The 24,921-nt window shown below is 69.0% G+C and carries 19 protein-coding genes, 1 tRNA gene and 2 pseudogenes; 10 read left to right on the top strand and 12 right to left on the bottom strand.

From position 1 onward, the window contains the following. Positions 1–99 precede the first annotated feature (99 nt). Entirely contained in the window at positions 100–1,500 is a 1,401-nt protein-coding gene (locus G3I56_RS16685) for an NAD(P)/FAD-dependent oxidoreductase (protein WP_164409766.1), read from the top strand. A 185-nt stretch (positions 1,501–1,685) separates the two neighbouring features. Here G3I56_RS16685 and G3I56_RS16680 read toward each other — a convergent pair whose 3' ends face one another. After that, on the bottom strand, positions 1,686–2,723 hold the full coding sequence (locus G3I56_RS16680; protein WP_164409903.1) for an IS30 family transposase: 1,038 nt from the start codon (positions 2,721–2,723) through the stop codon (positions 1,686–1,688). Positions 2,724–3,565: 842 nt separating this feature from the next. On the opposite strand from G3I56_RS16680, the gene G3I56_RS16675 reads away from it, so the two are divergent. Continuing rightward, positions 3,566–4,864 carry a cyclopropane-fatty-acyl-phospholipid synthase family protein gene (locus G3I56_RS16675; RefSeq protein ID WP_164409765.1) on the top strand — a complete coding sequence of 433 codons (1,299 nt, stop codon included), beginning with the start codon at positions 3,566–3,568 and terminating at the stop codon, positions 4,862–4,864. Between the two features lie 92 nt (positions 4,865–4,956). Here the strand turns inward: G3I56_RS16675 and G3I56_RS16670 are convergent, their stop codons facing one another. Then, positions 4,957–7,503, bottom strand: coding sequence for an FtsX-like permease family protein (locus tag G3I56_RS16670; protein ID WP_164409764.1), 2,547 nt, complete (start codon positions 7,501–7,503; stop codon positions 4,957–4,959). Positions 7,504–7,654: 151 nt separating this feature from the next. After that, a complete protein-coding gene (locus G3I56_RS16665; protein WP_164409763.1) occupies positions 7,655–8,428 on the bottom strand; it encodes an ABC transporter ATP-binding protein in 774 nt (257 codons plus the stop codon). 458 nt (positions 8,429–8,886) lie between these two features. Between G3I56_RS16665 and G3I56_RS16660 the strand changes: the two genes are divergently transcribed. The 3 genes from G3I56_RS16660 to G3I56_RS16650 all read left to right on the top strand — a co-directional run bounded on the left by G3I56_RS16660 (position 8,887) and on the right by G3I56_RS16650 (position 11,507). Beyond that, positions 8,887–8,970, top strand: a tRNA-Leu gene (locus tag G3I56_RS16660). A gap of 180 nt (positions 8,971–9,150) precedes the next feature. Continuing rightward, on the top strand, positions 9,151–10,371 hold the full coding sequence (locus tag G3I56_RS16655) for a 4-hydroxybenzoate 3-monooxygenase (protein WP_164409762.1): 1,221 nt from the start codon (positions 9,151–9,153) through the stop codon (positions 10,369–10,371). Positions 10,372–10,598: 227 nt separating this feature from the next. Further along, positions 10,599–11,507 carry a Bax inhibitor-1/YccA family protein gene (locus G3I56_RS16650; RefSeq protein ID WP_164318653.1) on the top strand — a complete coding sequence of 303 codons (909 nt, stop codon included), beginning with the start codon at positions 10,599–10,601 and terminating at the stop codon, positions 11,505–11,507. A gap of 135 nt (positions 11,508–11,642) precedes the next feature. Here G3I56_RS16650 and G3I56_RS16645 read toward each other — a convergent pair whose 3' ends face one another. Further along, entirely contained in the window at positions 11,643–11,873 is a 231-nt protein-coding gene (locus tag G3I56_RS16645) for a DUF4287 domain-containing protein (protein ID WP_164409761.1), read from the bottom strand. 104 nt (positions 11,874–11,977) lie between these two features. On the opposite strand from G3I56_RS16645, the gene G3I56_RS16640 reads away from it, so the two are divergent. Then, on the top strand, positions 11,978–12,289 hold the full coding sequence (locus G3I56_RS16640; protein ID WP_164409760.1) for a hypothetical protein: 312 nt from the start codon (positions 11,978–11,980) through the stop codon (positions 12,287–12,289). A gap of 121 nt (positions 12,290–12,410) precedes the next feature. Here the strand turns inward: G3I56_RS16640 and G3I56_RS16635 are convergent, their stop codons facing one another. The 3 genes from G3I56_RS16635 to G3I56_RS16625 all read right to left on the bottom strand — a co-directional run bounded on the left by G3I56_RS16635 (position 12,411) and on the right by G3I56_RS16625 (position 15,430). Continuing rightward, the gene (locus G3I56_RS16635; RefSeq protein WP_164409759.1) at positions 12,411–13,208 is read right to left on the bottom strand and encodes a hypothetical protein; all 798 of its coding nucleotides are present in this window, start codon (positions 13,206–13,208) and stop codon (positions 12,411–12,413) included. 319 nt (positions 13,209–13,527) lie between these two features. Further along, positions 13,528–14,748 (bottom strand): acetyl-CoA C-acetyltransferase, encoded by a 1,221-nt coding sequence (locus G3I56_RS16630; protein WP_164409758.1) that lies wholly within the window; start codon positions 14,746–14,748, stop codon positions 13,528–13,530. A gap of 148 nt (positions 14,749–14,896) precedes the next feature. Beyond that, positions 14,897–15,430: a LysR substrate-binding domain-containing protein gene (locus G3I56_RS16625; RefSeq protein WP_343239972.1), complete on the bottom strand. Its 534-nt coding sequence runs from the start codon at positions 15,428–15,430 to the stop codon at positions 14,897–14,899. Between the two features lie 83 nt (positions 15,431–15,513). Here G3I56_RS16625 and G3I56_RS43885 point away from each other — a divergent pair. Beyond that, positions 15,514–15,699, top strand: a pseudogene (locus G3I56_RS43885) (hypothetical protein); the annotation flags it as partial. A 116-nt stretch (positions 15,700–15,815) separates the two neighbouring features. Here the strand turns inward: G3I56_RS43885 and G3I56_RS16620 are convergent. Then, positions 15,816–16,340, bottom strand: a complete 525-nt coding sequence (locus tag G3I56_RS16620) for an ATP-binding protein (RefSeq protein WP_164409756.1) — start codon at positions 16,338–16,340, stop codon at positions 15,816–15,818. A gap of 121 nt (positions 16,341–16,461) precedes the next feature. Then, positions 16,462–17,514, bottom strand: a complete 1,053-nt coding sequence (locus G3I56_RS16615) for an SGNH/GDSL hydrolase family protein (protein WP_164409755.1) — start codon at positions 17,512–17,514, stop codon at positions 16,462–16,464. Positions 17,515–17,664: 150 nt separating this feature from the next. Here G3I56_RS16615 and G3I56_RS16610 point away from each other — a divergent pair, with 150 nt between their 5' ends. Beyond that, positions 17,665–19,056, top strand: coding sequence for a cystathionine beta-synthase (locus tag G3I56_RS16610; RefSeq protein WP_164409754.1), 1,392 nt, complete (start codon positions 17,665–17,667; stop codon positions 19,054–19,056). Positions 19,057–19,477: 421 nt separating this feature from the next. Here G3I56_RS16610 and G3I56_RS16605 read toward each other — a convergent pair whose 3' ends face one another. The 3 genes and pseudogenes from G3I56_RS16605 to G3I56_RS44735 all read right to left on the bottom strand — a co-directional run. Then, entirely contained in the window at positions 19,478–19,903 is a 426-nt protein-coding gene (locus G3I56_RS16605; RefSeq protein ID WP_164409902.1) for a hypothetical protein, read from the bottom strand. A 308-nt stretch (positions 19,904–20,211) separates the two neighbouring features. Continuing rightward, entirely contained in the window at positions 20,212–21,516 is a 1,305-nt protein-coding gene (locus G3I56_RS16600; protein ID WP_343239966.1) for a transposase, read from the bottom strand. A 200-nt stretch (positions 21,517–21,716) separates the two neighbouring features. Then, positions 21,717–22,127: pseudogene (locus tag G3I56_RS44735) on the bottom strand (ATP-binding cassette domain-containing protein); the annotation flags it as partial. A 153-nt stretch (positions 22,128–22,280) separates the two neighbouring features. On the opposite strand from G3I56_RS44735, the gene G3I56_RS16590 reads away from it, so the two are divergent. After that, positions 22,281–23,876, top strand: a complete 1,596-nt coding sequence (locus G3I56_RS16590) for an aromatic amino acid ammonia-lyase (RefSeq protein WP_164409753.1) — start codon at positions 22,281–22,283, stop codon at positions 23,874–23,876. Next, on the top strand, positions 23,873–24,814 hold the full coding sequence (locus tag G3I56_RS16585; protein ID WP_239134934.1) for a MurR/RpiR family transcriptional regulator: 942 nt from the start codon (positions 23,873–23,875) through the stop codon (positions 24,812–24,814). Before G3I56_RS16590 ends, G3I56_RS16585 begins: the two co-directional genes overlap by 4 nt. Positions 24,815–24,921 lie beyond the last annotated feature (107 nt).

The raw sequence follows: 24,921 nt of genomic DNA, 5'->3' as shown, positions 1-24,921 counted from the left end.
GTCTCGGCCATGCGGGGCGCGCAGTGTAGCAGAGGGGCCGCATAAGCTTGTGAAGGGGCGCACGAGCGACCCCCCTGGAGCGGGTGGATACTCGATGGCATGAGCACCACGGAGCGTCCCAGGATCCTCGTAGTAGGCGGTGGGTACGTAGGCCTGTACGCAGCTCGGCGCATCCTCAAGAAGATGCGCTACGGCGAGGCGACCGTCACGGTCGTCGACCCCCGGTCGTACATGACCTACCAGCCCTTCCTCCCCGAAACCGCCGCCGGCAGCATTTCGCCGCGCCACGTCGTCGTACCGCTGCGACGTGTGCTGCCCAAGGCGGAAGTTCTCACCGGTCGGGTCACCACCATCGATCAGGACCGCAAGGTCGCCACGATCGCCCCCCTCGTGGGTGAGGCGTACGAGCTGCCTTTCGACTACCTCGTCATCGCCATGGGCGCGGTCTCCCGCACCTTCCCGATCCCCGGCCTCGCCGAACAGGGCATCGGTATGAAGGGCATCGAGGAGGCCATCGGCCTGCGGAACCACGTCCTCGAGCAGCTGGACAAGGCTGACTCCACGACCGACGAGGAGATCCGCCGCAAGGCGCTCACCTTCGTCTTCGTCGGCGGTGGCTTCGCGGGTGCGGAGACCATCGGCGAGGTCGAGGACATGGCGCGCGACGCGGCGAAGTACTACACCAGCGTGTCCCGCGAGGACATGCGGTTCATTCTCGTCGACGCCGCCGACAAGATCCTTCCCGAGGTCGGCCCGAAGCTGGGCCAGTACGGCAAGGAGCACCTGGAGAGCCGCGGGGTCGAGATCTACCTCTCGACGTCGATGGACTCCTGCGTCGACGGTCACGTCGTCCTGAAGAACGGCCTCGAGGTCGACTCCAACACCATCGTGTGGACCGCGGGCGTCAAGCCCAACCCGGTCCTGTCGCGGTTCGGCCTTCCGCTGGGCCCGCGCGGTCACGTGGACGCGCAGCCGACGCTCCAGGTCACGGGTACGGACTACATCTGGGCCGCGGGCGACAACGCCCAGGTGCCGGACGTGGCCGCCCGCAAGGCCGGCGTGGAGAACGCCTGGTGCCCGCCGAACGCGCAGCACGCGCTGCGACAGGCGAAGGTCCTCGGCGACAACGTGGTCTCCGGTATGCGGGGCTTCCCGCAGAAGGAGTACGCGCACTCCAACAAGGGCGCTGTCGCGGGTCTTGGCCTGCACAAGGGCGTCGCGATGATCGTGATGGGCAAGCTCAAGATCACGCTCAAGGGCCGGCTGGCGTGGTACATGCACCGTGGCTACCACGGTCTGGCGATGCCGACGTGGAACCGGAAGATCCGGGTGTTCGCGGACTGGACGCTGGCGATGTTCCTGAAGCGTGAGGTTGTGGCGCTGGGCGCGCTCGAGACTCCTCGTGAGGAGTTCTACGAGGCCGCCAAGCCGGCGCCGGTCGCTGCCGCGAAGAAGGCCGAGGAGAAGGTCGAGGAGAAGTCAGAGGCCAAGGCCTCCTGATCTCCCTTCCCCTTTGACCTCCGGTCACTGAAACACCCCTGAAGGGGCCGCTCGCCATCCGTGGTGCGAGGGGCCCCTTCAGGCGTTTCCCCCGTCCCCCGCCGTCTCTGCCCGTCCCGTCCTGTTCCTGGGGGCTGCGCCCCCAGACCCCTTGAGTTCTAGCGGTCGTTGCAACACTGTCTGGCCTAGGCGGTGAGTAGATCACGTAGACGCTCGGCTGGTGTATCCCAGCCGAGCGTCTTGCGTGGACGGCCGTTGAGTTCCTGGGCGACGTGTTCGAGTTCCTCGGGACTGTGCAGGCTCAGGTCGGTGCCCTTGGGGAAGTACTGCCGCAGCAGGCCGTTGGTGTTCTCGTTCGAGCCGCGCTGCCAGGGCGAGGCAGGATCGCAGAAGTAGACCGGCATCCCGGTGGCCATGGTGAACTGCTTGTGCCGTGCCATCTCGGCTCCCTGGTCCCAGGTGAGCGAGCCCCGCAGGTGCTGGGGAAGGGTCTGGACGGTGCGGACCAGGCCGTCGCGGACGGCTGTGGCGTCGTGAGAGTTGCCCGGCAGGTGGACCAGCATGGTGTAGCGGGTGGCCCGCTCGACCAGGGTCGTGATGGCGGACCGGCCGTGTGCGCCGACGATCAGGTCGCCTTCCCAGTGGCCCGGCACCGCCCTTTCCTCGACCTCGGCGGGACGGCTGCTGATCATCACCATCGGGTCGTTGAAGCGAGGGGTGCGACGGTTCGGGTCGCGTCGCGGCTTGCGATGCGTGCGGCCGGTGCGGACAGCCGCCTGGACTTCCCGCTTCAGACCGCCCCTGGCCTGGAAATACAGTGCCTGATAGATCGTCTCCACGCTCACCCGCATGTCTTGGTCGCCGGGATGGCTCTTGGTCAGAGCGTGGCAGATCTGTTCCGGGGACCACCGTCTGTGCAGACCGTCCTGGACGAAGTTGCGCAGCGGACTCTCCCGCAGCAGCTTGCGCTGCTTCGGCCGGGGCCTGCGCGTGGCAGCGGTCCTGTGTGCCATGTAGGGGTGGTAGCCGACAGTTCCCGAGTTGTTCCGCAGCTCGCGTGAGATGGTGCTGGCCGGGCGCCCCAGGACCCGCCCGATGGCCCGCAGCGACTGGCCGGCCGCGCGGAGATCGCGTATTCGTTCCCGCTCGGAGAGCGTCAGGAACCGCGGGTGCAGCTTCTTCTCAAGGGACTTGAGGCTCACCGGCCCCACCGGTGTCTTCATGATCACACCGGACATCGTGACGGTTCCCGTCGCGTAGTCCACACGTCGGCCGTCGGGGTAGACCCGCCCACTGTGGAACTTCCGGACGCCGTAGTCCCAGTCCTTGGCCGTGCGCACATGCACCCCGACCCGTTCAGCAGCCTCCCGGCGCGAGACACCCCGAGCCCGCAGCTGGGTGTACTCCTCGCGCCCCGGGTGCCCCATGTGCCCGACCTTGATGCCCGCCTTGCGGGCCAGCGTAAACGCCGTATTCCGGTTCAGTCCCAGCTCACGGGCCACGAGAGACACGCTCCCAACGACACCCAGCCGGTCAAGGAAGCGCTGTTTCAACGCCGGATCAAGCCTCTTACCGCCCACGGTCCTCGCAACTCCCATTGATCATGAGTGTTGCGAGGACCGCTGGAACCTAAGCCCCCGCTTCGGCCCTGAAGGGGCCTCGTCCTCAAACGCCGGACGGGCTGGGGTGGGGGCGGGTGGGTGGGTGGGAAACAAGGCTTGGGCCGAACGGGCCTCGTCCCCAAACGCCGGACGGGCTGGGGTGGGGGCGGGTGGGCTCCGTCCTCAGACGCTGGCTGGGCTGGATGTGCCCGGGGCTGGGCTGGATTGACGGTGGGGGCGGGTGGTGGGAAGCACGGCTTGGGCCGAACGGGCCTGGTTCTTGAACGCCGGACGGGCTGGATTGCCCGGTGCTGGGCTGGCATGTGTGCGGTGAACGGGCGGATGGGTGGGTGGGTACACCCTTTTGCCCAGTTGTGATCAGTTCTGGGGACTGCGAGCCCGACCCGATGGTGTTTTCGTGGGTGTTGGACATTCCCGGTGATGTCGTCACGGAGGTGTGCGTCATGCCCGAAGCCGCATCGCGGCTCCAGAGCTTCGCCGAACAGTTGCTGGGGGCCCCGCTCCCGATGCGTATCCGCGCCTGGGACGGTTCACAGGCCGGCCCGCCCGACGCTCCCGCACTGGTCGTCCGTAACCGCCGCGCCCTGCGCCGGCTGCTGTGGAAACCCGGCGAACTGGGGCTCGCCCGGGCCTGGGTCTCCGGCGACCTGGACATCGAGGGCGATTTCTACGCCGCGCTCGATCACCTGTCCGGGTTGGTCTGGGAGCGTGAGGAGGACGCCCGGAGTCTCACCGAGGCACTGCGCGAACCCGGGGTGCGGGCCGCGGTGCGCGGGCTCGTGCGGATGGCCGGGCTCCCCATCCCTCCCACCCCGCCCCGTGAAGAGGTTCCGCGGCGGCGCCGACGCCTCCACACCAAGCGCACCGACAAGCGCGCCGTCAGCCACCACTACGACGTCGGCAACGACTTCTACGAGGTCGTCCTCGGCCCGTCCATGGTGTACTCCTGCGCCTACTGGGAGGCCGGTGACGGTGCCGCCGGTCTCGAAGACGCCCAGCGCGACAAGCTGGACCTCATCTGCCGCAAGCTCGCCCTGACGCCGGGCCTGCGGCTCCTCGACGTCGGCTGCGGCTGGGGCTCCCTCGCCGTCCATGCCGCCCGCGAGTACGGCGTTCAGGTCGTCGGCGTCACCCTCTCGCAGGAACAGGCCGCGTACGCCCGTAAGCGCGTCGCGGAAGAGGGGCTCGCGGACCGCGTCGAGATCCGGGTGCAGGACTACCGGGATGTCACCGACGGGCCCTTCGACGCCGTGTCCTCCGTGGGCATGGCCGAGCATGTGGGGAGCGAGCAGTATCTGCTGTACGCGCGTGAGCTGTACGCCCTGCTCAAGCCGGGCGGCCGGCTGCTCAACCACCAGATCGCCCGTCGGCCGCACACGGACGAGGGCGCGTACAGCCTCGACGGATTCATCGACGCGTACGTCTTCCCGGACGGTGAACTCGCGCCCGTCGGCACCACCGTCACCCAGCTCGAACGGGCCGGGTTCGAGGTGCGTGACGTCGAGTCGATCCGGGAGCACTACGCCCTGACCCTGCGTCGGTGGGTCGCCAATCTGGAGGCCGACTGGCCGCTGGCCCTGCGCCTCACCAGCCCGGGGCGGGCCCGCGTCTGGCGGCTGTACATGGCCGCCTGCGCCCTCGCCTTCGAACACAACCGGCTCGGCGTCAACCAGGTCCTCGCCGTGCGGACCCCCGGGTCCGGCGCTTCCGGGATGCCCCTGCGGGCCCGTACCTGGAACTGAGATATCTGGAACTGACGTCAACGAGACGGGAGTTGGGCTCAGCTGTTGTATCAGCGGAGCCCAACTCCCGTACGGCTGCTACTGCTTGCCCCCTACTCCGACTTGATCGCCGCCAGCATGTTCATGCTGGCCGCGCGACGGGCCGGCCACAGGGCCGCCAGGATGCCCACCGTGGCCGCGAGGAGCAGGAAGAGCGCCATCCTGGCCCAGGGCAGGACGAGTTCGTACGTCGGCATGCTCGTGCCCACCAGTTCGCCGGCCGCCCAGCCGAAGAACACGCCCAGGCCGATGCCCAGGACACCGCCGAACAGGGAGATGACCAGGGACTCCAGACGGACCATCTGCTTGATGCCCTTGCGGTCGAGGCCGATCGCGCGGAGCATGCCGATCTCCTGGGAGCGTTCGAAGACCGACATGGCCAGGGTGTTGACGACCCCGAGGACCGCGACCAGGACCGCCATGGCCAGCAGGCCGTAGAGCATGTTCAGCATCAGGGTGAACATCTGCGCGATCTCGTTGGAGATGTCCTTCTTGTCCTGGATCTTGATGGCCGGGTTGGCGCCCAGGGCCTTCGCCAGCTTGTCCTTCGTCGCGCTCGTCGCGCCGTCCGACGTCTTCACCATGACCTGCATGTCGGCGTACTCGGCCGCTTCCGTCCGGTGCGGGGCCAGCAGGGTGTTGTCGACCATGATGCCGTTCACCACCTCGTTGCCCTCGTACACGCCCGCCACGGTCAGCCGCTGCTTCTGCCCGTCGTCGTAGGTGACCGTGAAGGCCGAACCCGCCTTCCAGCCATGGGACTTGGCCGTCCGTTCGTCCACGACGACCTGGGTGCCGCCGACCTTGAACGTGCCGTCGTCGACCGTCAGCTTCGTCAGCTTGCCGATCGCGCCGCCGGTGACGCCGGTCATGTACTCCGACGTGTCGTCGATGAGGACGGCGGCGTCGCTCAGGGGGCTGACGGCGGTCACTCCGGGCGTCTTCGCCAGCTTCTCGGCGACGTCGGGGGAGAGACGGTTGCCGTTGGCCATCGAGACGATGTAGTCCGCGCTGATCGAGTCCGACGCCATCCTGTTGATCGCCTGCTGGAGACTGCCCGCCATCACCGTCATGCCGGTGATGAGGGTGAGCCCGATCATCAGCGCGGAGGCCGTGGCGGCCGTACGACGGGGGTTGCGGACCGAGTTCTGGCGGGCCAGCTTCCCGGAGACGCCGAACACGCGCATGAGCGGGCCGGCGGCGGCGATCAGCGGGCGGGAGAGGAGGGGGGTGAGGATGAAGACGCCGATGATGAGCAGTACCGCGCCGATGCCCATGGGGGCCTGGCCGTCCGAGCCGTTCATCGACGTCGCGGCCAGGACCACGGCGATGCCCGCGCCCGAGAAGAGCGCGCCGAGCGTGTTGCGCAGCACCAGCGACTTGGTGGTCGCGGTGGCGTGGACGCTGCTCATGGCGGCCACCGGCGGGATCTTCGCGGCGCGGCGGCCGGGCAGCCAGGCCGCCAGCATGGTGACGACGATGCCGACCGCGAGGGCCGCGCCGACCGTGCCCGGCGTGACGACCAGCGGCCCGTCGGGCACGGTCGCGCCGAGCATGCCCAGCAATGACTTCAGCCCGGCCCCGATGCCGATGCCCGCGATCAGCCCGGTCACCGCCGCCACCGCGCCGACCACGAACGCCTCGATCAGCACGGACCGGGTGACCTGCCGGCGCGAGGCACCGACCGCCCGCATCAGCGCAAGTTCCTTGGTGCGCTGGGCGACCAGCATGGTGAAGGTGTTGGCGATGATGAACGTACCGACGAACAGGGCGATGCCCGCGAAGACCAGCAGGCCCTGCTTCAGGCCGCTCATCTCGGAGGCGATGTTCCTCGCCTGGTCGTCGGCGAGTTTCGTGGCCGTCGTCGTCTCGACGGCGTTTCGCGGCAGGGCCTTGTCCAGCGCCGCCTTGAGTGTGGCCTGGCTCGTTCCAGCCGCCGCCTTGACGTCGATCTCGTCGTACGCGCCCACCTTGCCGTACAGCCGCTGCGCGGTCGCCGTGTCGAACAGTGCGAGGCTGCCGCCGGCCGTCACGTTGCCGTCGTCCGTCGTGAAGATGCCGGAGAGGGTGGGGGAGAGCACCGGGCCGTCCACCGACAGGCGCACGGTGTCCCCGACCTTGTATCCGGCCCGCTCGGCGGTCTTCGCGTCGAGGGCGACCTGGCCGGCGCCCTTGGGCGCGGTGCCGTCCGTCAGCGGGTACCGGGCGTCCTTGTCGCCCCAGTAGTTCGCGCCCTGTGACTGGAAACCGTCGCCGACGAGCTTGCCGTCCTTGTCGGCGATGGCCGTGAAGCCGTTCACGACCCCGATGACGGACGCGGCGCCCGGAACCTTCGCGCTCTCGTCGAGCAGGGCCTGTGTCAGCTCCGGGGGCTTGGCGATCGTGTCGCCCCCATCGTTCCCCACGTCCCCGACGCCCGGCTGCACGGCGACGTCGACCTGGTCGAAGCCCTTGGCGGAGCTGTTCTGGAGGGCGTTCGAGAGGGTGTTGGTGAAGACCAGGGTCCCGGACACGAAGGCCACGCCGAGCATCACGGCGAGCACGGTCATCAGGAGTCTGGCCTTGTGCGCGAGTACGTTGCGCAGGGCGGTACGGAACATGGGTGTCGTCTCAGTCCGTCGAAGTCGAGGTCGTGCAGAAGTCGAGGTCGTGCAGAAGTCAGGTCGTGCCGAAGTCGGGTCGTGCCGAAGTCAGTTCGGGCGCAAGGGAGTTGAGGGAGCGTCAACCCGCGGCCCACGCGATGGCGGTGCGTCAGCTGGTGCGGATCGTCCTGGTGTCGAGCCGCTTCATGAGGTCCAGGACGCCGTCCGCCGTCGGGCCGTACAGCTCGTCCACGATCCTGCCGTCCGCGAGGAAGACCACCCGGTCCGCGTACGCCGCCGCCACCGGGTCGTGGGTGACCATCACGACCGTCTGCCCCAGTTCCCGTACGGAGTTGCGCAGGAAGCCCAGTACCTCGGCGCCCGCGCGGGAGTCGAGGTTCCCGGTCGGTTCGTCGCCGAAGATGATGTCGGGGCGGGAGGCCAGGGCCCGGGCCACGGCGACGCGCTGCTGCTGGCCGCCGGAGAGCTGGGACGGGCGGTGGCGGAGTCGGTCGGCGAGGCCGATCATCGAGATCACCGAATCCAGCCACTCCTTGTCCGGCTTACGGCCCGCGATGTCCATCGGGAGGGTGATGTTCTCCAGGGCGGTCAGCGTCGGCAGCAGGTTGAACGCCTGGAAGATGAAGCCGATCTTGTCCCGGCGGAGCTTGGTGAGCTGCTTGTCCTTGAGTGAGCCCAGCTCGGTGTCGCCGATGCGCGCAGAGCCGGACGAGAAGGAGTCCAGGCCCGCCACGCAGTGCATCAGCGTGGACTTGCCGGAGCCGGACGGGCCCATGATCGCGGTGAACTCGGCCTGCTTGAAGTCGACGGAGACCCGGTCGAGGGCGACGACCTGCGTCTCTCCCTGTCCGTAGATCTTGGACAGTTCCGTGGCGCGGGCGGCGACCGTGGTGGTCCGGTCGGCGAGGGGAGTGGTGGTCACGGGTGGGGCTCCTGTCGGGACAGCGGTGCGCGGCGATGGGCCAAGAGATGTGACGAGTTCGGGTTCGGCTGTGAGGTCCGAAGCTCGTGAACCCATCGTCATGGCCATGGGTTGCCGTGTAGTCAGCCGCTGTTCCAGTTCCGAAGGCAGACCCGGGACGGACCCGGGGGGCCCGTGTCATACCTGGGGATGACGGTCGTCCCCTAGGTCCTTCCAGGTCCTTCGGGCGGGGAGATGTCAAGAACAGGTGGAGCCCCCTTGTTCGAACGGTGAAATTCCGTCATTCCGCATGTGCGCCGAACCGCCTCGCGAAAGGCTGTTGGCAAGTGCGGATGGCTCGTTCCAGGTGCTGATGCACCCTCAGAAGTCAATAAAATAAGACAACATCGGGGCCCTCACCCGCAGTTCGGGTGGGGCGTCCCGATAGGCTCGGAACCTCGATGCGGAGCCCAGGGCCTGCCCGGATGGTGGAATGCAGACACGGCGAGCTTAAACCTCGCTGCCCCTTCGCGGGCGTGCCGGTTCAAGTCCGGCTCCGGGCACTTCCGACTGCTTGTGCGCCGGATTTGTCGGTGCTGTGTCCATTGAGGACTTCATCGCGGAACCGTTGACAGCGGGCGTGTGCGACCAGACACTCATCACAGAGGGTTCGTGAAGAAAGTTTCACCACGCGAACATATCTGCGCTGGATGACCGTACCGCCCGTATGAAGGGAACGACCGATGCGTACCACCGTCGGCATCATCGGAGCCGGCCCCGCCGGGCTCCTGCTCGCCCGGCTGCTCCACAACGCCGGTATTGACTCGGTCGTCCTGGAGAGCCGCGACCGGGCGTACGTGGAGCGGCGGCAGCGGGCCGGGATCCTGGAACAGGGCACCGTCGACGTACTGCGCGCGGCCGGGGCCGGTGCCCGTATGGACCGCGAGGGGCTGCGCCACGACGGCATCGAGCTGCGCTACGACAGGAAGCGCCACCGCGTCGACTTCCCCGCCCTCACCGGCGGTCGGTCCGTGATGGTGTACGCGCAGACCGAGGTCTGCAAGGACCTCATCGCCCTCCAGCTGGTGGAGGGCGGCCCGCTGCTCTTCGAGGCGGAGGCGCTCGCCGTGGAGGGAGTGGAGGGAGTGGAGGGAACGGGGGGAGCGGGGGAAGTCGAGGGCGCCGGCAGTGGTGGTCCTCGGGTGCGGTTCCGGCATGAGGGGCGCGAGGACGTACTGGAGTGCGAGTACGTCGTCGGGTGCGACGGCTTCTGGGGAGTGGCCCGTACGGCGATCCCCGCCGAACTCACCCGCGTCTTCGAACGGTCGTACCCCTTCGGCTGGCTCGGCATCCTCGCCGACGTACCGCCCTCGCACGACGAGCTGGTCTACGCCCGCCACGACCGCGGCTTCGCCCTCCTCTCCATGCGCTCCCCGTCCGTCTCCCGCCTCTACCTCCAGGTGCCGGACGGCACCGACGCCGAGGAGTGGAGCGACGAGGAGATCTGGGACGAGCTGGAGCGCCGCTTCGAGACCGCCGACGGCTGGAAGCTCGACCGGGGGCCCATCACCCAGAAGTCCGTGACCCCGATGCGGAGCTATGTCCACGAGCCGATGCGGTACGGACGGCTGTTCCTGGCCGGGGACGCCGCGCACATCGTGCCGCCCACCGGCGCCAAGGGGCTCAACCTCGCCGTCGGCGACGTCGTGACCTTCGCGCGCGCACTGACACACGAGAAGGAGACGGGGTCGGCGGAGCTGCTCGACGCCTACTCCGAGACCTGTCTGCGCCGGGTCTGGCAGGCCGAGCGGTTCTCGTACGACATGACGACCCTGCTGCACCGGACCCCGGACGCCACTCCCTTCGAGGACCGGCTCCAGCTGGCCCGGCTGGAGCGGATCGCCGGCGCCCGCTCGGCGGAGACCGACCTCGCCGAGGGGTACACGGGTTTCCCCCTGGAGTGAGAGAGCCGGTGAGTGAAGGGGTCCGCCGCCCGGCTTGATCAGGGGGCGGTCTCGGGTCTGTACCGGGTTGGTCATGGTCCCGGGGCTCCGTAGCCGGGAATCAGGGGGGCGCGTAGCGTGTTCGCGACAGGACAAGGGAAAGATCCTCCCCAAGCACTAGGGTCAATCCTTTGCCCACCTATTACTCTTGAGCCCAAGGCCACGCACTGTGGCCATGGAGGAGTGAAATGAGGAGCAGCAACCCGGTCTTCTCGCGACGGGGGTTCAGCCGCGACAACGGCTACGCGGGCTTCAACACCGCGCCGCAGGCCGGGGGAGCCGGTGTCGGTACGCAGTCGGGCAACCCCTATGCGGACCAGCAGGCCCAGCAGGGCGGCAACCCGTACGCGACCAACCCCTACGCGCAGCAGGACCTTCAGCACGGCGCACCGCCGCAGGCCCCGGTCTCCACCGGCCGGATGACGATGGACGACGTCGTCATGCGGACGGCCACCACGCTCGGTGTGCTGGTCGTCACGGCGGCGCTCGCCTGGGCGCTGCTGCCGGTCGACGACGCGAACATCAGCCGGTCCTACGGCATCGCCATCGGCGCCGGTCTGGTCGCGATGGTCCTGGGCCTCGTCCAGTCCTTCAAGCGCAAGGCCTCGCCCGCGCTGATCGTGACGTACGCGGCGCTCGAGGGTGTCTTCCTCGGCGTTGTCTCCAGCGTCGTCGACAACCGCATCGCGAGCGGTGCGGCCATGCAGGCCGTGATCGGCACGCTGGCGGTCTTCACCGCCGTACTCGTGGCGTACAAGGCGGGCTGGATCCGCGTCAACCGCCGCTTCTACGGCTTCGTGATGGCGGCGGCGCTCGGCTTCGTGCTGCTGATGGCCGTGAACCTGCTGTTCGCGGTGTTCGGCGGCGGTGACGGCCTCGGCTTCCGCAGCGGCGGCCTCGGCATCATGTTCGGCATCATCGGCATCCTGCTCGGTGCGTGCTTCCTCGCCCTCGACTTCAAGCAGGTCGAGGACGGCATCGCCTACGGCGCGCCGCGCGAGGAGGCCTGGCTCGCCGCCTTCGGTCTCACGATGACGCTGGTCTGGATCTACCTGGAGTTCCTGCGGCTGATCGCCATTCTGCAGGGCAACGACTAGTACGCCAGGCAGTAGGCAAGTAGTACGCAGTACGCAGTAGAAGGGCCCCGGGGTCACCCCGGGGCCCTTCTCGTCGTGGTGTCGGTGCGCGCCTCGGTCTCTCGGAGGGCTCTGTGCGCTCAGAAAGCTGTGCTCTCAGAGGAACTTGCGCGCGGCCCTCCTCAGGTCGTACTCGTGAATGATCGCCTTGGCGTGGCCGTACGCGAGATTGTGCTCGTGCCGGAGCCAGCTGACCTTCTCCTCGAAGCGGAAGAGGGAGGGGCCTTCGTCGACGGTGCGCAACCAGTCGGCGACTTCACGACCGGTGCATTGGGGGATGCGGGCGAGCATGTTGCGGTGGGTCTCCTCGGAGAGGACGTGGGACATCGGCGCCTCCGGACGCAAAGGGGATGTAAGCCGGTCCTTCACGCCACGGTGCCTGAGGGTTGGGTTGTTGGCAACAGTCCGGTTGCGACCGTTAGTCTCACGGCGTGCTGGATACCGAGCCTTTGACGCTTGCAGTGGATCACTTTGCCGACCGGTTGCGGGCGGCGCCGCAGAGTCGGTTGCAAAGGGGGGCCGCTGCGGAGGCGTTGGGGTTGGCCAGGGAGTTGGCACGGCGTGCCCAGCTTCTGGAGTCGCCGGGGACTGACCCTCGGGTGATGCCTGATGTCGGAATGTTCGCCGCGGCGGATCAGGTGACTGTCGCCGCGAATGATCTGGCGCTCGTTCTGAAAAGCGAAGGCGAGCTGGCCGCGGCGCTGACTCTGGTGGCGGAGGCTCAGCAGCGGGCGGGGGTTTAGCGGCGGTTTTGAGGCCTTCCAGAAGCCTCTGGAGGTGCTGCAGGGGCCTCTGGAGGTGCTACAGGGGGGCTTTGAGGCTGACTGGCGAACCCACCCCGCCCAGCCCCGCCCAGCCCCACGACTACAGGGACGCTATGACCCTGTCCGCCAGCACGTACACCGTTTCCTCGCCGCATTCGAAGGTCAGGGCGTAGGCGCCCGAGATGCCCGAGCCGCCGAGGAGGACGGGGGCCTCGCCCGTGCGCAGGGCCGCGGAGAGGCGTTCGGCGGTCTCGCGGTGGCCCGGAGTCATACAGAGGGTCGTGCCGTCGGTGAAGACGTAGACGTCGAGGGTGCCCAGCGGACCGGGGCGGACGTCGGCCAGGGCGGTACGGGACTCGGCGAGGTCCTCCAGGCAGGCGACCGTACGTTCGTGGTCGTTCACGATGGGCGACTGGGCCGGTACGAAGTCGGGGTGCGAGGGGTGCCGACGGCGGGCGGCGGCCAGTTCGGCGGACTCTCCCGCGAACTCGTCGGTGTCGGTGCTGGACTCGGTCACCGGCTCCAGGAACTCCAGGCCCGCGAAGTCCGTGGCACGCGGCAGGAACAGCTCGCTGTCGGGGAGGCCGAGCAGGGAGGGCGCTTCGGAGGCGTCACGGGCCTCCTGGGCGGCCCAGAAGGCACGCGCCTCGGCGAGCTCCCGCTCCCGCTCCTCGGCGAGCGCCTCGGCCACGGCGGCGCGTATCCGGTCGGTGTCACCGGCTGTGCGGGCCTGCGGCACGAGACCGTGCGCGCCGACGGCGAGACTCTGGGCGGTGAGCTCGGCATGCAACGCCGCGATCTGTCGACGCAGCCCCAGCAGGGTGCGCAGAACGGCGACGCCCACAGCCGTGGTGACGGTGGCTGTGGCGAGCAGCAGAGCAAGAGGCGTAGCGCTCACTGACGTACTCCCGGTTCAAAGTCGACCCCCGACTTCCTACATCAGCTTGAAGGGTGGACTAACCACCTGTCAGTGCGTAACGTCACGAAACGGACAGGACTTTGGGCCCGGGGTTTGGTATTGAACCTGTCCTGACCTGCGCAAATACCTCGCCAGAGCGAGATAGGTCACATCCTGGGGGAGATTGGATCACAAAACGGCCCAGAACCCCGGTGGTTACCGGGTTCCGGGCCGCTTTCTCACGCAGCGCATCCGCTCGACTACCGAAACGATTCCGCCAGTTGGGGATCGCGGCGACTTCGCTTCGGGTGCTCGGGGCTCAGCTCAGGCGCTCGATGACCATCGCCATGCCCTGGCCGCCGCCGACGCACATCGTCTCCAGGCCGAACTGCTTGTCGTGGAACTGGAGGGAGTTGATGAGCGTGCCGGTGATCCGGGCGCCCGTCATGCCGAAGGGGTGGCCGACGGCGATGGCGCCGCCGTTCACGTTCACCTTCTCCAGCGGGATGCCGAGGTCGCGGTAGGAGGGGATCACCTGGGCGGCGAACGCCTCGTTGATCTCGGCCAGGTCGATGTCGTCGGCGGTGAGGCCGGCGCGGCGCAGCGCCTGGCGGCTCGCCTCGACCGGGCCGAGGCCCATGATCTCGGGGGAGAGGCCGGAGACGCCGGTCGACACGATCCGGGCCAGCGGCGTGAGGCCCAGCTCGCGCGCCTTCGTGTCGCTCATGACGACGACGGCCGCGGCGCCGTCGTTCAGCGGGCAGCAGTTACCAGCGGTGACGAGTCCGTCCGGACGGAACACCGGCTTGAGCCCCTGGGTGCCCTCCAGCGTCACGCCCGCGCGCGGACCGTCGTCCTTGCTGACGACCGTGCCGTCGGGCAGCGTCACCGGGATGATCTCGCGCTCCCAGAAGCCGTTCTTGATGGCTTCCTCGGCGAGGTTCTGCGAACGGACGCCGAACTCGTCCATGTCCTGACGCGTCACGCCCTTCACCCGGGCGAGGTTCTCGGCGGTCTGCCCCATCGAGATGTAGGCGTCCGGCACGAGGCCGTCCTCGCGCGGGTCGTGCCACGAGGTGCCCTCCTGCTCGGCGACGGCGGCGGTACGGGCCTCGGCCTCGGCGAAGAGCGGGTTGCGCGTGTCGGGCAGCGAGTCCGAGTTGCCCTTCGTGAACCGGGAGACCATCTCGACACCGGCCGAGATGAAGACGTCGCCCTCGCCCGCCTTGATGGCATGCAGTGCCATCCGGGACGTCTGGAGGGACGAGGAACAGTAACGGGTGATAGTGCAGCCCGGCAGGTAGTCCATGCCCATCTGTACGGCGACGATCCGCCCGAGGTTGTTGCCCTGCTCGCCGCCGGGCAGACCGCAGCCGAGCATCAGGTCGTCGATGTCCCGCGGATCAAGCTCGGGGACCTTGGCCAGCGCGGCCTGGATGATCGTGGCGGTGAGATCGTCGGCGCGCAGCTCCTTGAGGGAGCCCTTGAAGGCGCGTCCGATGGGGGAGCGGGCGGTCGAGACGATGACGGCTTCCGGCATGACGGCTCCATTGGCGTTACGAGGGCTGCTGGGCGTTCTTGTTTCTTGCGCTTCTTGCGGGCGGACCTGCTTGGGAAGTTACCCGTACGTATGGCCTCGGTCACGGGTGTGGCGGTGTGACTCGGGCCGCACTTTTCTAAGCGCTTGCTCACTCGGCGTCGGAGGGCCCGGTCGGCGTGGGCAGCCGCCCCTTCCCGTCCAGCCACTCCCAGTACACCCGCGCCCGCTGGACCTCCGCCCAGTACGCCTTCGTGAGCGTGTCGTGCAGCGTGGGCGCGTGTTCGGCGAGGGGACTGGTGGCCGCCCACACCAGCCGTTGCCGCACACCCATCGGGTCCCCCGTCAGCGGCCGTACGACGACACCCTCGCGCTCGGTCACCAGCGGGTGCGCGAGGGCGACCCCGTGCCCCTGCCCGACCAGCGGGAACACCACGCTCCCGCTCAGCCGCTGCACCCGGCGCGGGGCGAACCCGGCCCGTCGGCAGGCGGCCCGGAACTGCGCCGCCATCCGTACGTCCTTGTTCTCCCCGGCCAGCCAGGGCTCGCCGGAGAGCGCGGAGAGGGGGATCTCGGGGCGGGCGGCGAGCGGATGCCGTTCCGAGATCAGCACGAAGACGGGGTCCACGGCGAGGAGGGCCTCGCCGAGCCCGGGACGGCACGTACAACGACTCGCCGTACGAATACGTGCTGGTGTGGTTCGAACGAGGCCATCTGCCGACGAACTTCAGCCGGGTGGTCAGGCAGAGCGAACTGGCGCAGGTGAACCTGGTGCAGGGCTGGAAGGTGATCGATGAGGCTCGCCGCTCCCAGCTGGACCTTCCCGGCCAGGAGGACGTGATCGAGATCCCGAGACGTTGGCGGTGCCGACCTCGACGGGGTGAGGGGCGCGCGACGATCCGCGAGCCGGTCCGGACACCGGATCTCCCGTTCCGTCCCCCCGCTGCGTCCTGAGCCAGCACCCCCACTGCCAGGACTCCGAACCCCGCGACACCGGCGTACCCGGAGTGCACTACCTCGTGTGCACCTGCGCTTGCCACCACCCGGTCCCGACTGTGGCCCCGGCTGAGTCACCTCTTGACCGCCTCCGCGATCCGCACGGCGGCCTCGGCGGGCGTGAGATGCGTGGTGTCGACGACCTCGGCCTCGGCGTGCAGCCAGGTGCGGGCCGCCTCGGCGTACGGCTCGAGGTATTTGAGGCGGAACGGGGAGTTGGGGCCGAGAACCGTGTCGTCCGCGATGCGGTCCCGGAGAGCGTCCTGGTCGGCGTGGAGGACGAAGTGCCGTACCGGGATGGCGTGTTGGGCCAGACCCGTGCTGATCTCGCGCCAGTACTGCTCGACCAGGACCGTCATGGGCACCACCAGGGTGCCGCCGGTGTAGTCGAGCACGCGGCGGGCGGTCTCGATGACGAGTGGCCGCCACGGGGGCCAGTGCTGGAAGTTGTCCGTCTCGGGCAGCCCCGGGGTGATGTCCATGAGTGTCTCGCCGACCTTCTCGGCGTCGAAAACCCGTGAATCGGGGATCAGTTGCTGCACGAGCGCACTGGTCGTCGTCTTGCCCGCGCCGTGGGTGCCGTTGAGCCATACGATCATGGGACCCGACGCTATCCGCTCCGCGGGGAGCGCGGTGATGAACCTGCGGGCCGGTGAGGGCTGGGCGCGCAGTTCCCCGCACCCCTTTCGGGGCTTCGGTGTTTGCACGCCCTCGCCGGCTTCAGCCGCTCGACACTCCCCTCGGTGTGGTCGGCGTCGTCGGCGTGGGGGACGGGTCCGTTGCCGGTACCCGGCGCCTGCGCCTGCGCTTCATCAGTGCCCAGGGGCCTCTGGGGCCCGTGGGCATCGCCGCCGTGACCTCCGTGCCCGGCTCCGATGCCGCCTCCGCCGCCGCCCGCGCCACCGGCAGGAAGCCTTCGCGGCGGGAAACGTCCGGGCGCTCCTCGTCCGCCGGCCACAGGCCCAGGGCCGCGCACACCGTCGGGAGTACCGCCATCGCCGCCGTCGCGTACCCCTCGGCCGAGGGGTGGTAGTTGTCCGGGCCGAACAGTTCGCGTGGATTCGCCTCGAACTCGGGGCCGAGCAGGTCGCCCAGCGACACCGTGCGGCCTCCCTGTTCCACGACCCCGATCGTCTGTGCCGCCGCCAGCTGGCGGGACGCCCGCCGGGCCAGCCAGCGCAGCGGCTGCTGGACGTGCTCGACGGTGCCCAGGTCGGGACAGGTGCCCACGACCACCTCCGCACCGGCCGTACGGAGGCGACGTACCGCCGATGAAAGGTGGCGGACCGAGCGGGTCGGGGGCATCCGGTGGGTGACGTCGTTCGCGCCGACCATGATCACGCAGATGTCCGGGATCCAGTCGGACGCCGAGACGGTCAGCCCCACCTGGCGGTCCAGGTCGTCGGACTGGGCGCCGGCCAGCGCCACGTTGCGCAGCTCCACCGGACGTTCCGCGAACGCCGACAGGCCGGACGCGAGCAGCGCGCCCGGGGTCTGGCGGGCCCGGTGGACGCCCTGGCCGGCCGCCGTGGAGTCGCCCAGCAGGACGAGTCTGAGCGGGGGCTCACCGGGGGTGGCGTACCCGCGTCCGTACAGGCCGTCCGCGCTCGGCGCGTGCGGACCGCCGCCGTTTCCCACCTGGCGTCTCGCCATCCGCACCTCGGCCAGCACCACTCCCATGGCCGCCGCGCTCATCAGGCCGATCCCGCCACCGCCGTACGCGGCACCGGCCGCGATCCGCCGGGCCACCCTTGCCCTTGACATGCTCGTCATGCGTCGCCGCCACCTCCTCGTAGCCGTACACCCACTCCTTGCCCCGAACCGACGGTCCGCCAATCGCGACGTGAGGTGAATGCCGAGGCTGAGCCTTAGGCTGGCCGCACCAATGACAACCACATTTATGTGCGGCAACCGGAGACAACGGTGCAATTCCACGACTCGATGATCAGCCTCGTCGGCAACACCCCGCTGCTGAGGCTCAACAGTGTGACCGCGGGCATTCAGGCGACCGTCCTCGCGAAGGTCGAGTACTTCAACCCCGGCGGGTCCGTGAAGGACCGCATCGCCCTGCGCATGATCGAAGCGGCGGAGGAGAGCGGGGAGCTTCAGCCGGGCGGCACGATCGTCGAGCCGACCAGCGGAAACACCGGGGTCGGGCTGGCCATCGTGGCCCAGCAGAAGGGCTACAAGTGCATCTTCGTCTGCCCCGACAAGGTGTCCACCGACAAGATCAACGTGATGCGTGCCTACGGCGCCGACGTCGTGGTCTGCCCCACCGCCGTCGACCCCGAGCACCCGGACTCGTACTACAACGTGTCCGACCGGCTCGTGCGCGAGACACCGGGAGCCTGGAAGCCCGACCAGTACTCCAACCCCCACAACCCTCTCTCGCACTATCACTCCACCGGCCCCGAGCTGTGGGAGCAGACCGAGGGGCGGATCACCCACTTCGTGGCGGGTGTCGGCACCGGCGGGACCATCTCCGGCACCGGGCGCTATCTGAAAGACGCCAGTGACGGGCGCGTCCAGGTCATCGGGGCCGACCCCGAGGGGTCCGTGTACTCCGGGGGGTCCGGGCGGCCGTACCTCGTGGAAGGGGTGGGCGAGGACTTCTGGCCCACCGCCTACGACCGGACCGTCGCCGACGAGATCATCGCCGTGTCCGACAAGGACTCCTTCCAGATGACCCGGCGGCTCGCCAAGGAGGAGGGCCTGCTGGTGGGCGGCTCCTGCGGGATGGCCGTCGTCGCCGCGCTGCGGGTCGCGGAGCGGCTCGGGCCGGACGATGTCGTCGTCGTGCTGCTGCCCGACAACGGGCGCGGATACCTCAGCAAGATCTTCAACGACGAGTGGATGGCCGACTACGGCTTCCTGGAGGACACCGGCCCCTCCGCGCGCGTCGCCGACGTCCTCGACTACAAGGAGCACGGCCACATCCCCTCCCTCCTCCACATGCACCCCGACGAAACCGTCGGCCAGGCGATCGAGGTGCTGCGTGAGTACGGCGTCTCGCAGATGCCGATCGTGAAGCCCGGTGCCGGTCACCCCGACGTCATGGCGGCGGAGGTCATCGGGTCGGTCGTCGAACGCGAACTGCTCGACGCGCTGTTCACCCAGCGGGCCTCGCTCGACGACCCGCTGGAGAAGCACATGTCGGCACCGCTGCCGCAGGTCGGCTCCGGTGAACCCGTCGGCGACCTGATGTCCGTTCTCGGCACCCATGACGCGGCGATCGTGCTCGTCGAGGGCAAGCCGACCGGAGTCGTCAGCCGGCAGGACCTGCTGGCCTTCCTGGCCAAGGGCGGCAACCAGTAGCGAACGTCCGGTGAACGGGGCGTGGCGGAGGGAAACTTACGGTGTCCGCCGTGATGTCCCGTTCCGATTCCTTTCGGACGGAGACTTCGTGGAAGTGGTACGAGGGTGTCACGTCCGCGCAGCACACGCTTAACACGGGACCGGCAGAGTAGTGGGTGTCGGCAAGGGCGGGAGCGGCTCCCCGCCCCGGCCGGCACCGAAACGGCGTCACGGACCTCCGGAGCGGCTCCCGGACCTCCACCGACGCCCAGGACGCGCAAGCCCGGCCCTGACCCGGCACGCGTCCCTCGCGGGGACCGCCGTCGTCCCGCCCCCCGGCAACGGGGGTGCGGCGGTCCCCGCGAAAGCTTTTTCTACCGGCGTGCGGTGACGCTCCCCTGCCCGTGGTGACTCCGGGACGTCGGCCGACAGCCCTCAGTCCTCAGCTCTCCCAGTCGCTGTCCTGGCCGGACCTCTTGTGCCGGCCGAAGAGCCACGCCGAACTGCGCGCCGCCTGGAAGGCGTTCACGCCCACGATGCCGCCCCAGGCGACCAACAGGCCGGGGAGGCCCGAGACGCCGCCGCCGATGGCGGACAGGGGTATCGCCAGGACCAGCGAGACGATGGCGAAGCCGAAGCGCTCGCCGAAGGTGTCGGTGGATTTCGGGCCGCGCGAGTCACGCGCCACCACCATCTGCTGCTCGGCGAGCTGACGCCGTACCCGGCGCTCCACCGAGCCGTCTATCCGCTGGTCGACCTTCTCCAGGAACGAGTCGACCAGCGCGGACTCGTAATCCTCGCCCAGTTCCCTGCGGGCCTGCAGGGTGGCGCTGAGTTCCTTCTTCAGGTCGGCGTCGTGCGCGCCCATCGCGTCCATCCCGTCCATAGCGGTCATGCACACCACGGTAGGGAAACCACGCCCGCCCGGCACTGGGGTTAGCCCCCCTGTTCGTTCTCGGGTCCTCAGGCCACCATCAGTGCTTCCGCGGTCTGCCCCGGGGTGTGCCGTCGTGCGCCGAGCGGGCAGTCCGACGCAGGGCGCGCTGGATGTGTCCCAATGCCATACCCGTAGCGGTCGCTGTGGGTCACAGGGTCGGAATCCCGTACTGCTCCCTGGCGATTAGCTGGTAGTTGACCAATTTGATCGTCGACCGTTACGCAGCGTCATATGGCGTGTCAGAGGAGTCGAGCGACGTCAACTGCCCTGTTACTGACATAACCGAGCTTGCGTTGCGGGCACCACTGGCTGTGATGCGTCGCCCGCGTCCGGCCACCCGCTGATGCGGAATGGCGGGGGCCGTTGACTGGGCCCCGCGTCGCCACAACTCCCACGCGCGTGCGCGGATGTTGCGGGAGCCTCCCCCATTCTCGGCTTCGCTCGAACGGGAGGTGCCCCCATCGGTCTGCGTGATCAACGAATCCGCAGTTCCGGCATGCGAACCAGGCCTGTGAGACCCGGTTCGCCTTGTCGATGTGGCCGCATTCGGCGCAGGTGCGGGAGGTGTACGCCGGATCGACGTACACCACCGGCACTCCCGCCCGGCGGGCCTTGTACGCGATGAAGCTGCCGAGCTGGGCGAACGCCCAGCTGGAGTGAGTGGCCCGTTGGGGCTTGCGAAGCCGTACCCGCTCGCGGATGCCCGTCAAGTCTTCCAGGGCGATCCCGCGACCGGTGCGTTCCGCCTCGGCCACCACATGCTTCGAGATCTTGTGGTTGATGTCCTTCGCCCGCCGCGCTTCCTTGCGCCTGCGTTTCTTCAAGCGGCGCTTGGCGGACGGGGTGTTCTTCATCTGGAGTTTGGTGCGCAGTCCGCGTTCACGCGCCCGGCTGCGGTTGAGTTCGCGTCCGGCCATGATCTCGCCGTCGGAGGTGGTGGCGATGTTCACAATGCCCAGGTCGACACCAAGGAAGTCCACAGGGTCTGCGTTGAGCGGTGCGTCAGGCACTTCGCAGGTCGCCGCCAGGAACCACATTCCGTCCCGATGGATAAGGTCCGATTCACCCCGCCGGAAGCCAGCCAGGAACTCCAACTGCTCAGGGCTGCCAGTGAAGGCGATGCCCTTCATACGACCTGACGTGGTCCACATGGACACTGTCAACCGTTCGATCTGCCATGACAGACACCGGTCGTCGAAGGCCTGAGCGGCGTCCGGGCGAAAGCTCACGGGCTTGGCTTCCACCTGCTTGCGGCGCTTCGACCCGGGCTTGCCGAGATTGCCGCTACGGATGTTCGCTCGCAGCGTCGCATAGGCGTCGGCCACCTTGCGAATGGCGTGCAATGCCGGCTGAGCCGACAGCCCGAACCTTGCCTTCACTTCGTTGTACATGGCGACCTGCATCGGCTTCTTGCCGAACACGCGTTGCTTGAATGCCACGGACGACACCCACCGCGCGGCTTCGTTGCATGCGTGGAGGGTCGCCTTCAGTGCCGCTGCTTGGTCGGGCGTGGGCAGGAGCTCGATGTGCACAACGAGCTTCACGTCCGTAATCATGGCATCGCTCTTGGTGATGAGGATCCGAACAGATCCCCGATCTTTGTCGGGGATGGGAAATGGGCACGGGCGAGAAGCGTGTTGTCTACTTCTCCACCGGCCCGTGTCGCTCGGTGTACCCGTTCGCCCCCGTCCTCCGGGTCTTTCTCGTCCACGTCACCTGGAGGTTGGCTGTGGTGTCAGTGGGCGGGCCTGCGGGCCTGGCCGAGTATGAGGGCTCGGATGCCGCCCTCGGGAGCCGGGTTCTGTGGGAGATCTGTGACGGTCTTCAGTGCCCCAGGGTCCTCCGCGGGGGCGTGGAGCCAGAGCAGCTTGAGGCCGTGCTCGGCGTCGAGGTGGCCGTCGGCCGGGCGGGCGAGGGGTTCGGCTGTGCGGAAGATCGCGATCTGATCGCCGACCCGGATGTCCTTGCCGCCGACCTGGATCGTGCCGGAGGTCGGGTCGACCATCCGGTTGATCATCCGCAGGGTGGTCGTCTTGCCGCAGCCGGAGGATCCGACGAGAACGGTCACACCGCCCTCCGGCATCTGGAGGGAGAGATCGTGGACCGCTGTGGTGCCGTTCGGGAAGCGCTTGTGGACCGCGTCGAACTGGATCATGAGGTGTCCCTTGCCGGGCCTGTATAACGTCATGCAGAGTTCTCTGTGTCTGAATAGATTGTCAATGCCCTCGTGTTAATCCGAGGTAACGGCCGTCCAGTAAGCAAGATCGAGTGTCCGGTTTGCTTCCGGTTTGAGGGGAGTCTGCGTCTTATGTCGTCTCGAATCGTGGATACGCCGTCGGCGGTGCCACCCCCGACGCCACCCCTGACACCACCTCCAGTGTCCACCGGCATCGTCGTCCTGGACGGTGTCGGCCTCGGCGTCGAGGACGTCGTACGCCTCGCAGACGGGGCCGCGCGGCCGGTCGCCGGCACCGACGCGATGAAGCGCGTCGCGGAGGTCTGGGACGTCGCCCGCCGCATCGCCGCGACCGGCCGCGTGTACGGCCGTTCCACCGGCGTCGGCGCCAACCGCAACGAGGCCGTCCCGACCGAGGCCGCCGCCGACCACGGACTGCGCCTGCTGCGCAGCCACGCCGGTGCCATCGGCGCGGAATTGCCGGCCCGGCAGGTACGGGCGATGCTCGCCGTCCGCGCCAACCAGTTGCTGGCGGGGGGTGCCGGACTCCGCCCCGGGGTGGTCACCGCCCTGTGCGAGGCGCTGGAGAACGGGGTCCATCCCGTGATCAACGAGTTCGGATCGGTGGGCACCGGGGACATCGCGGCGCTGGCACAGATGGGGCTCGCGCTGGCCGGGGAGCACGAGTGGATCGGACCGGTGACGGCGGTGCCGGCGGGGGGATCAGCTCCCCGGGGATGGAGCGTTGCCGGGTCCCCCGAGCCCCAGGCCCTCGACAACAACGACGCCCTCGCCCTGATCAGCAGCAACGCCCTCACCCTCGGGCAGGCCGCGCTCGCCCTGCACGAGCTGCGAGGGCTCATCGCCGCCACGCAGGTCGTCGCCGCGCTCTCGCTGTACGCCGTCGACGGTTCCCACGAGGCGTACGCCGCGCCCGTGCACGCCGCCCGTCCGCACCGGGGGTCGGTCGAAGTCGCGCGCCGGATGCGGGAGCTGATCGGTTCCGCGGCCCGGCCCACCCCTCCCCTCGGGCGCATCCAGGACCCGTACGGCTTCCGGTGTCTGCCGCAGATCCACGGGCCCGCGCACGACGCGGCGGACGCGCTGGAGGGGGTGCTCGCCATCGAGATCAACGCCGCCGCCGAGAATCCGCTCATCTCGCCCGAGGACTTCACCGCCTACCACCACGGCGGCTTCTACCAGGCCCAACTGGCCCTCGCCCTCGACCACTTCAGACTTGCCGTCACCCAGGTGGCGCGGCTGTCCACCTCCCGCCTGTCCACCCTCAACGAGCCCGCCTTCACCCGTCTGCGCCCCTTCCTCGCCGACCACGAGCCCGCCGCCTCCGGGGTGATGATCCTGGAGTACGCCGCCGCCGCCGCCCTCGGTGACCTGCGGGCCTTCTCCGCGCCCGCCTCCCTCGGGCACGCTGTACTCTCCCGGGGCGTCGAGGAACAGGCCAGCTTCGCCTCGCTCGCCGCCCGGCAGACACTGCGGGCGTGCGACGCGTACCGTCTCGTCGTCGGCTGCGAACTGGTCTCCGCCGTACGGGCGCTGCGCCAGCGCGACCTGCGGCCCGACCCGGAACTGCCGGCCGGACGGGCGCTGGAGCTGGCCGAGTCGGTCCTCGACGCCGAATCGGCCGACCGGCCGCTCACGGACGACGTGACAGCGGCGGCGGCACTGCTGGACCGGTTCACGGAGATCTGGAGGGGGAGCGGGGCATGAGTACGCCGAGTGCGGACGTCAACATGGGCGCCGGTACGGGTTCGGGTACAGGGGCGGACACGGGAGCGGGAGCGGAGGGGGCCGCGGGCCCGGGCGGACATCTGCCCGACAGTCCCGCCGTCCGGCTCCAGGCCCTCTTCGAAGGGCACCGGCTCACCCCGACGCAGCGGCGCATTGCGCACAGCATGGTGCGCCGGGCCTCCGAGGTGCCCTTCCTCTCCAGCGTCGAACTGGCCGAACTGGCCGGCGTCAGCCAGCCGTCCGTCACCCGCTTCGCCGTCGCCCTCGGCTTCGACGGCTACCCGGCGCTGCGCAAGCACCTGCGTGAGGTCGCCCCCACCGAACAGGGCGCCCGGCCGGGCTCGTACAACGAGTACCAGCAGGCCGTCGAGGCCGAGATCGAGAACCTCAGGCACCTGGCCGAGGTGCTCGCCGACCCGCGCCCGGTGCAGCGCGCGGGCCAACTGCTCGCCGCGTCACGCCCCCTGCCCGTCCTCGGGCTGCGTGCCGCCGCGTCGCAGGCGTACGGCTTCGCGTACTTCGCCGCGAAGGTCCACCCGGACGTACGGCTGCTCAACGAGGGCGGCACGATGATCCACGACCGGATCGACGCCGCCGTACGGGCGGGCGCCACGACCCTGCTGTGCTTCGCGCTGCCCCGGCATCCGCGCGAGGTCGTCGACACCCTCGCCTACGCCAAGGGGGCGGGGCTGACCGTCGTCACCGTCGCCGACTCGGCGTTCGCGCCGGTCGCGAAGGTCTCCGACCTGCTGCTGCCGGCCGCCGTCGGCACCGGGCTCGCCTTCGACACCGCCTGCGCGCCGATGCTGCTCGGCCGGGTGCTGCTGGAGGCCATGTGCGACGACCTGCCGGACGCCCAGGCCCGTCTGGAGGAGTTCGACACACGGGCGGCGACCCGGGGACTGTTCGTGGAGTAGCCACCGGCCGGGGCATCCGCCGGGGCTCTCAGATTCGTCTCACGTTCGCTCGCTACTCTCCCGCTCCGACAGAGCTGTCAGGTCTGTCGGAACTGTCAGGACTGTGC

The organism is Streptomyces sp. SID12488 (assembly GCF_010548275.1).
GTDB lineage: Bacteria > Actinomycetota > Actinomycetes > Streptomycetales > Streptomycetaceae > Streptomyces.
Note: the sequence above shows the minus strand (reverse complement) of the source record. Positions and strands in the feature narration are given on the sequence as shown.